At 46.7% G+C, this 7,056-nt stretch carries 8 protein-coding genes; 3 read left to right on the plus strand and 5 right to left on the minus strand.

What is annotated here, in order from left to right; genetic code table 11:
• Positions 1 to 190 (plus strand): DUF4180 domain-containing protein (locus tag Q4A14_RS08440; RefSeq protein ID WP_303171401.1); only part of this gene is annotated, 190 nt, incomplete at its 5' end.
• A gap of 411 nt (positions 191 to 601) precedes the next feature.
• Here Q4A14_RS08440 and Q4A14_RS08445 read toward each other — a convergent pair.
• Genes Q4A14_RS08445 through Q4A14_RS08460 form a run of 4 tightly spaced genes read right to left on the minus strand, consistent with a single transcriptional unit; the run spans position 602 to position 4,208 of the window.
• The gene (locus tag Q4A14_RS08445) at positions 602 to 1,342 is read right to left on the minus strand and encodes an MBL fold metallo-hydrolase (protein ID WP_303171403.1); all 741 of its coding nucleotides are present in this window, start codon (positions 1,340 to 1,342) and stop codon (positions 602 to 604) included.
• A 12-nt stretch (positions 1,343 to 1,354) separates the two neighbouring features.
• The gene (locus Q4A14_RS08450; protein WP_303171405.1) at positions 1,355 to 1,969 is read right to left on the minus strand and encodes a hypothetical protein; all 615 of its coding nucleotides are present in this window, start codon (positions 1,967 to 1,969) and stop codon (positions 1,355 to 1,357) included.
• A gap of 23 nt (positions 1,970 to 1,992) precedes the next feature.
• Complete coding sequence (locus Q4A14_RS08455) at positions 1,993 to 2,712, minus strand: DNA repair protein RecO (RefSeq protein WP_303171406.1); 720 nt, start codon at positions 2,710 to 2,712, stop codon at positions 1,993 to 1,995.
• A 41-nt stretch (positions 2,713 to 2,753) separates the two neighbouring features.
• Positions 2,754 to 4,208: an aminoacyl-histidine dipeptidase gene (locus Q4A14_RS08460; protein ID WP_303171407.1), complete on the minus strand. Its 1,455-nt coding sequence runs from the start codon at positions 4,206 to 4,208 to the stop codon at positions 2,754 to 2,756.
• A gap of 440 nt (positions 4,209 to 4,648) precedes the next feature.
• On the opposite strand from Q4A14_RS08460, the gene Q4A14_RS08465 reads away from it, so the two are divergent.
• Both Q4A14_RS08465 and Q4A14_RS08470 read left to right on the plus strand, forming a co-directional pair.
• Positions 4,649 to 5,776: an N-acetylmuramoyl-L-alanine amidase gene (locus Q4A14_RS08465; protein WP_303171409.1), complete on the plus strand. Its 1,128-nt coding sequence runs from the start codon at positions 4,649 to 4,651 to the stop codon at positions 5,774 to 5,776.
• 67 nt (positions 5,777 to 5,843) lie between these two features.
• Complete coding sequence (locus Q4A14_RS08470; RefSeq protein ID WP_303171411.1) at positions 5,844 to 6,737, plus strand: MlaD family protein; 894 nt, start codon at positions 5,844 to 5,846, stop codon at positions 6,735 to 6,737.
• Here Q4A14_RS08470 and Q4A14_RS08475 read toward each other — a convergent pair.
• On the minus strand, positions 6,734 to 7,056 hold a 323-nt coding region (locus tag Q4A14_RS08475), incomplete at its 5' end, for a hypothetical protein (protein ID WP_303171412.1). The two genes, Q4A14_RS08470 and Q4A14_RS08475, sit on opposite strands and share 4 nt — an antisense overlap.

A 7,056-nucleotide genomic window follows, 5' to 3' on the forward strand; every position in this document is an offset into this window, starting at 1 on the left:
ACCTGATTTTTTTGACTTAAAAACTAAAATAGCAGGGGATATACTTCAAAAATTCTCACAATATCAAATGCCGTTGGTAATCGTTGGAGATTTTTCCAAGTATAAGAGCAAGAGCCTGAATGACTTTATTTTTGAATGCAACAAAGGTAAACAGATCAATTTTGTCAGAGATTTAGGCAGTGCTTTGTAAAGTGCATGATTGTAGAATTTAACCCTGACAGTAAACCAAGAACATCTGAACTCCTCGATTCTCTGCCGAAAGTATTGGAGAGAGCTTCTTTCTCTAACAGTTGCTCGGGTCTAAAAACAAGTGCTTGTAGGAGGCGGGCAAAAAGGTTGTCTAACTTAACGAATCAAGTTGTCTAACTTGATCTCGCAGGTTCTATATCTCTTTCGAGTAGTTCGGTCGCTTTACCCTTGATAGTAGGGAAATGTGTTGTAGTATAGGTGTTTGACAACTTCCGATGGTATGAGGTTGGCGTGTTGACAGTTTTCCCTGTCGAGATGCATTGGAAACAAAAAACAGGAGCGCAGAGTCATAAGGCGACTGCGCTCCTGTTTTATTTCTTTCGGTGAGGTCTGTTTTGGGTTAAATCCCCTCTTACTCTATGTCAAAAGTGATGCCCTCTCTTTCAGGAAAAAGTAATCGGATATTGTACTTGTCGCATAGTGCCGATAGCTCAGGGGCATGCTTGGGCTTTCCGTTGAGGTGCATAGGTGCGAGATACCGACATGGAGCTATTTCTAAAAATTGCTTCAGCCCCTTCAGGTAGTCTTTCCCAAGTCGGTAATCGGTTGGGAACATCAAGAGCTCGGGAGCTATCGGATGACGCCCGAATCGCTCCAACTCTTCTCTGTAAGCCGTCTCATAGAGGTTGATATAGTAGTCGTTGGCTTCTTCGTTCCAATGCCAGTTGTTGAGATCTCCGGCATGAAAGAGGGTAAAGGATGGCCGGTCATTTGGCACCTTTATCTCTACATAAAACGACCCTCCCAGATCTGTCGACCCATAAGCCCGTCCACAGATGTGCTTATCGACGGAGAAGCTTTCCTCGGTGTCCACAAAGAGTACTTGTGCCGACTGCTTCTTCGGTACCGCGTCGGCTACCTCACTGTGGAAAATATATCTGATCGGACGATCGCCTACCGGTAGATCAAAGACCTTGCGCGAGAAGTGATCTCCGTGAGAGTGTGTACAGAAGATATATAGCGGATCCCCGGGGCGGGGGAGGATTTCCCCCAATGAGGGAGCATCCACAGAGTCTCGGTAGTAGTCGAACAGGATATATCTGTCGCCGGTATCGATGAGATATGAGCTATGTCCGATAAATGTCAGTTTCAATTTCTTAGTCTTTTATGCGATTCGGTTGATAATGCACTTTTCACATAGAGGAGTCTTTGCCACGAGTGGCTGTATGGCTGCTTTCATGGCTTCGTAACTGTCTCCGTAGAAGTAAAGCGAGGTATAGTGTTCGCCGTTGTGAAAACCATAATAATATCCCTTTCCGTTCATTGCTTTTTCGAGAGCCTCACATACCTTGTCGATGTCGGAGCTGCGGTACACTTCTTGGGGCAGATCCACGGCATTGAGAGCGATCTCCAGACCTTCGGTTTCTCCTATTTCTGTCGACTTTTCACTGTTCGTCGCAGGATAATGGTGCGTTATTTTTGACCCTTTCGGGATGATGAGATTGTCTTTGAGGTAAGCGAGCAGACGGCTGAGGGCCTTGGTGTGCTTGTCAAAGAGTGCGATCTCTATGCTGCAAGTTGCTACGGAACCATCCTTGGCGAGGGTAAAGGAACTGTTGTCTCCGACAAATCCCAGCCCTTCTTCTTCGAGCATCATGTCGATGACATCCTCGACGGCAGCACGTGTCTCTTCGTCGAGTTTGGCATTTAGGATGAGGGTATGGATCGAGTATTCTTCGGCAGTTATGGAGTCTGATTGGAAGTCTTTCTCTTGTGTCATTGGGATTATGGATGTTTGGTGAGTTAGGCAAAAAGTTCTTGTAGCACTCCGGGAGACTTGAGATGGGCTATACCGGGGAAGTGGTGGTCAAAGTAGTGGAGTAGGAGAGAGAGAAGTTTATTCCGCCCGTCCCTACCTATGGACAATGCCTCTCGTCGGGCTACGGTGAGTAGTTGGTGAAAGAGATATGATGCTTCGGCAAGCTCTGCTTCCTGACGACTCATCGCAGGTCTGAATCTCCCCTCATTGCAGCAGAGTATGTCTCCCTGTCTGTAGCCCTCCGTATCCGGCATGATACCCAACCGCCAACTTAGTTCGCCCATGAAATACAGATGAAAAGAGGCAAGACTCTGCCCATCTACATGTCCCATATGTCTGATCTCATCTGAGATGAATTGAAACAGGCTCGGGTCTCTTTCACCGGCTCGTAATATCCGATCGAGCAATTCTGCAATAAATAAGGCAATGGCATTGGCTACCGGATCTATCGAAGGCCGTGTCGGGATATGGAGTATGGTTGCTTCCCGGATCCGTTGGATGTCCTTGTTGGGACGATGATCTGTCGTGAGTTGGAGTATGCTGAGGGGTAAAAAAAGAGCTCTCGAAGCTCCGGATTTACGCCCGGAGCTTCGAGAGACCAAGTAAGATGTGGAGCCAAATTGCTCCGTATATGTGTGCACTATGCTATTGGTGTCAGAGTATCGCACCGCTTTGAGGACCACGGCGGGAGTATCTGTCAACATAGTGATTACAGTTGTGTTGCTGTTTTTGTTAGCTTATCGCATCACACTGCCGCAAGGACATGGACGAGCAAGTCCCAAGTCTTTGCCACGGATGGGATGTTTACCTTTTCGTCAGGAGAGTGTGGGTGAGCAATCGTAGGCCCGAAAGAGATCATCTCCATGTCAGGCATCACACCTTGGATGATACCGCACTCAAGTCCTGCGTGCATGACTTTGACGGCAGGGCGGGTGTTGTACAACTTTTCGTACGTGTCACACATCACTTCAAGGATGTACGAGTGTGCGTTGGGTTGCCAGCCGTTATATGGAGCATCAAAGTCTACCTTTGCACCGATGATCGCAAAGGTACTCTCGATAGAGGATGCTACCATGTACTTACGTGTCTCGGACGAACTGCGGGTGAGAAACTTCACCTCCAACTTGCCATCTCTCAATTTTACAAACGCAAGACTTGAAGACGCCTCTACGGTACCGGGGAAGTCTGACAAGTAGGTGATCACACCGTTTTGGCATGCTTCGATAGCGTGGATGACATTGTTGCTGATGACATCGGGTACGATGGTCTTCGGCATCTCATGCTCCTCTGCTACAAACTTGATACCTTCCTCTATACCTGCATATTCCTTGTTGTATAGATCTTCGAAGTCGCTGACCATTTCCCATAGAGCGCCTGCGTTTTCCTTTTGTACGGTGACAAGTGCTGTTGCCTCACGAGGGATGGCATTGCGAAGAGAACCGCCCTCTGCCCAAGCGACGCAGATCGAAAGTTCTTCGACTGCTTTTTTGAGGAATCTGAACATCATCTTGTTGGCATTGCCTCTTCCCAAATGGATGTCTACTCCGGAGTGTCCTCCCTTGAGACCCGATAGCTTCAACAATACGGCTACATCCCCCTCCGGAGCGGGTTCTTCGTCTTTGTACTCGAGAGAGACGTTGATGTCCACCCCTCCGGCACAACCGATGAATAGTTCGCCCTCTTCTTCGGAGTCAAGATTGAGGAGAATATCACCCTTGGAAAATCCCGGCTTGAGCCCGAATGCTCCGACCATACCTACCTCTTCATCGATGGTGAATAGAGCCTCGATAGGCCCGTGTACAAGAGACTTGTCCGCCATTACGGCAAGAGCCATGGCTGCACCGATACCGTTGTCTGCTCCGAGGGTGGTCTCCTTAGCTTTGACCCAGTCGCCATCTATCCATGGCTGGATAGGATCTTTGGTGAAATCGTGGGCGACGTGGCTGTTCTTTTGTGGAACCATGTCCAAGTGAGCCTGCATGGTGACGATCTTACGATCTTCCATGCCCGGAGTGGCAGGTTTTCGGATGATTACATTGCCGACTTCGTCGGTCAAGGTTTCGAGTCCGAGCTCTTTCCCTACACGTTCGACATAGGCACACACTTCCTTTGCCTGTCCTGTAGGGCGAGGTATCTGAGTAAGGTCATAGAAGTAGTTCCACACAGACCGGGGATTTAGATCTTTGATTTCTTGTGACATGTTTTTTTTGAAACTTAATTATATTGTATATTGTGGAATAAGTAGTGGCAGGGTATGCTACCGTCGCAACCCTTATCTTGCGCTAAGATACTTATTTTCTTAAGATTCGACCTAATTCGGGTAGAATATTTTTGGTTAAAGTCTTGCTAAACGCTCTACTTCATTTGGTGTCAGAGCTATTTGTTCTTCCGATGTGATGTGCCAAAGATATAGAAAGTCCCAAATCAAGTTGTCTAACTTGATGAATCCTCGTGCCTACCTTGACGCGTCAAGGTAGGCACCTTTTTTTGAGAGGGAGATAATGAGCTTGTAGTCTTGGATCTCTGCTATGCTTGCTGATGAAATAATGTACTTGTCAATAAGTGCTTGAGGAATGAGAAAAAAATGGTACTTTTGGAAGAATAACACCTTATACATATTTAGAGTAGATGAGGATGATTTTGAAGTTGTTATTGTCGATAGTATTATGTGTCTCATCCGTCTGTGGTGTCGATGCTTTCGCAAGGGACCGCAACGGACGTTTTGTTGTGGTCATAGATCCCGGTCACGGAGGGCGCGACAGTGGTGCGCTCGGTCGGAAGACAAATGAGAAGACCGTCAATCTTAACGTGTCTCTCAAGGTCGGGGAGTATCTGAAGTCCATGAACCCCAATATCGTCATCCACTACACGCGCAGGAAGGATGTCTTTATAGGTCTTAATGAGCGGGCGGACTTTGCCAATGATAAAAAAGCAGATCTTTTTGTCTCTGTGCATGCCAATTCGGCGGGATTGAAAAATACCAAAGCTCGGGGAACAGAGACCTATGTCCTCGGTCTTGCCCGTACGGCCGAAAACCTTGCTGTTGCAATGAAGGAGAACGCTGCGATCCTCAAGGAGGACAACTATACTCAGAAGTATGAGGGTTTTGACCCCAATTCGACCGAGTCTTATATCATCTTTGAATTCATGCAAAACAAGCACCTCCAGAGCAGTCTGGATCTCGCTCAGAAAGTCCACAAGGGACTTGTCGGGAGGGGGCTTTACAATAGAGGGGTGCGCCAGGCCGGTTTCCTGGTCTTGCGTCGTACCTCGATGCCGAGTATCCTTATCGAATTGGGCTTCATCACCAATCCCTCGGACGAGGCCTATATGGCTTCGAGCAAAGGCGTTGATGAGATGGGCCGAAGCATAGCGCAGGCAATAGCTGCATATGCCGACAAGATATGCTCAAGAGATGGAAATGTCGCTGCCTCCTCTCGTGCCGTCGAGACCGCTGCGGAGCCCGAGCCGGTTATTGCCCAAGAGGAGGTGTCTGTACCTGCCGATGAAGAGGTCATAAACACCACTTCTAAGGGGAAAGTGACTTACCGGGTGCAGATATATGCGAGTGATAAGAGGATCAAAAGCTCCGCTCCCGTCTTCAAGGGATATCGGAAGCATCTCATGTCCTACACAGAAAAAGGAATGTACAAGTATACCCTCTATGATGTCGACGATATAGAGGAGGCGAAACGTCTGCAAAAGCAGTTGAGCAAAAAGTACAAAGGGTGCTTTGTCGTCAAGTTTGTCGATGGTAAGAAAGTATAATTGTATCTTTGTCTCAGAGATTCACGAAAAAAAACTGTATAAATCATCATAAACCATTAAGGGAAGTATGCCAACCGAATTATCTAAGCGTAAGAAACTTTTATCCATAGGAGGGACAGCGATTGTTGCACTCTTGTTGTTTTACTTTGGGTTCAACTTTTTGAAAGGGACCAATATCTTTGAACGTACGACAGCTTACTATGTGACCTTTGAAAATCTCAAGGATGTGACTAAGTCTACTCCGGTCTCCATGGATGGTTATCGTATAGGACTCGTGCGCAATCTCAAATTTGATTACGAGGGACTCAAGGGGGTTACTGCCGAGCTTGCCCTTGATCGAAATGTCAGGATACCTGTCGGTAGTAAGGTTATTATCAAGGGAAATCCTCTCAGCGGTGCGGAGTTGGCGATAGCAAAGCCAAAGGTGTATTCTGATTTTCATAAGCCTGAGGATACCTTGGTGGCTTTCTCTTCGGGAGACCTTATGTCTCAGGTTTCCGATGACTTGCTTCCGGCCATCGCAGGACTTTTGAACAAGATGGACACCATGCTCTATAGCTTCGACAACTTGATCAATAACCCGAATATCCACACGGTATTCAGAGAAGTTGCTGCTGCGTCCGAAAATCTCAATGCCTCGACTCGAGCTATGAGAGCGATTATGACCAACAAGGTCCCCGCAATCGTAGGTAATGTTGAAACTTTGAGTAATAATGTGAGTTCCCTCTCAGATAGACTTGTGAGAGCGGATATTGACAGCGTTGCTTTGAGGCTCAACAGGGTACTCCTCGAGACAGAAGCTCTGTCAAGACGGTTCAACTCCAAGGATAATAGCCTCGGGCTTCTCCTCAACGACAAGACTCTCTTCGAGAGCGTGTACAAAGCGACCCGATCGGCCGATACACTCCTCATGGATCTCAAACAAAATCCTAAGAGATACGTCCACTTCTCTATATTCTAAAGAAGTCGGTCCGCCCAATCGCTTAAAAAGATTAAACCAAATCCCGGTGCTGATTGAGAGTTCAGCATCGGGATTTGTGTTTTTTTGATAAGCTCTCTTTTCAATCTGCATGACTTTGTCTCCATTTGGGCTTTAGATGTTTGAAAGTTTGCAGTATTTTGGAATTTGTTTTGAATTGATTTTTTTTCTCGTATATATTTATTGTGTCCGCATGGTAACGATACAAAGAAATTATACTTTGGTTTGATTTTTTTCTTTGGTTCTCTATTGTGAGAATAAAAAATCTTTGTACCTTTGCAATCACTTTGCAAGAGCAAGG

It is taken from the genome of Porphyromonas sp. (assembly GCF_030529325.1).
In the GTDB taxonomy this organism is placed as follows: Bacteria; Bacteroidota; Bacteroidia; order Bacteroidales; family Porphyromonadaceae; genus Porphyromonas_A.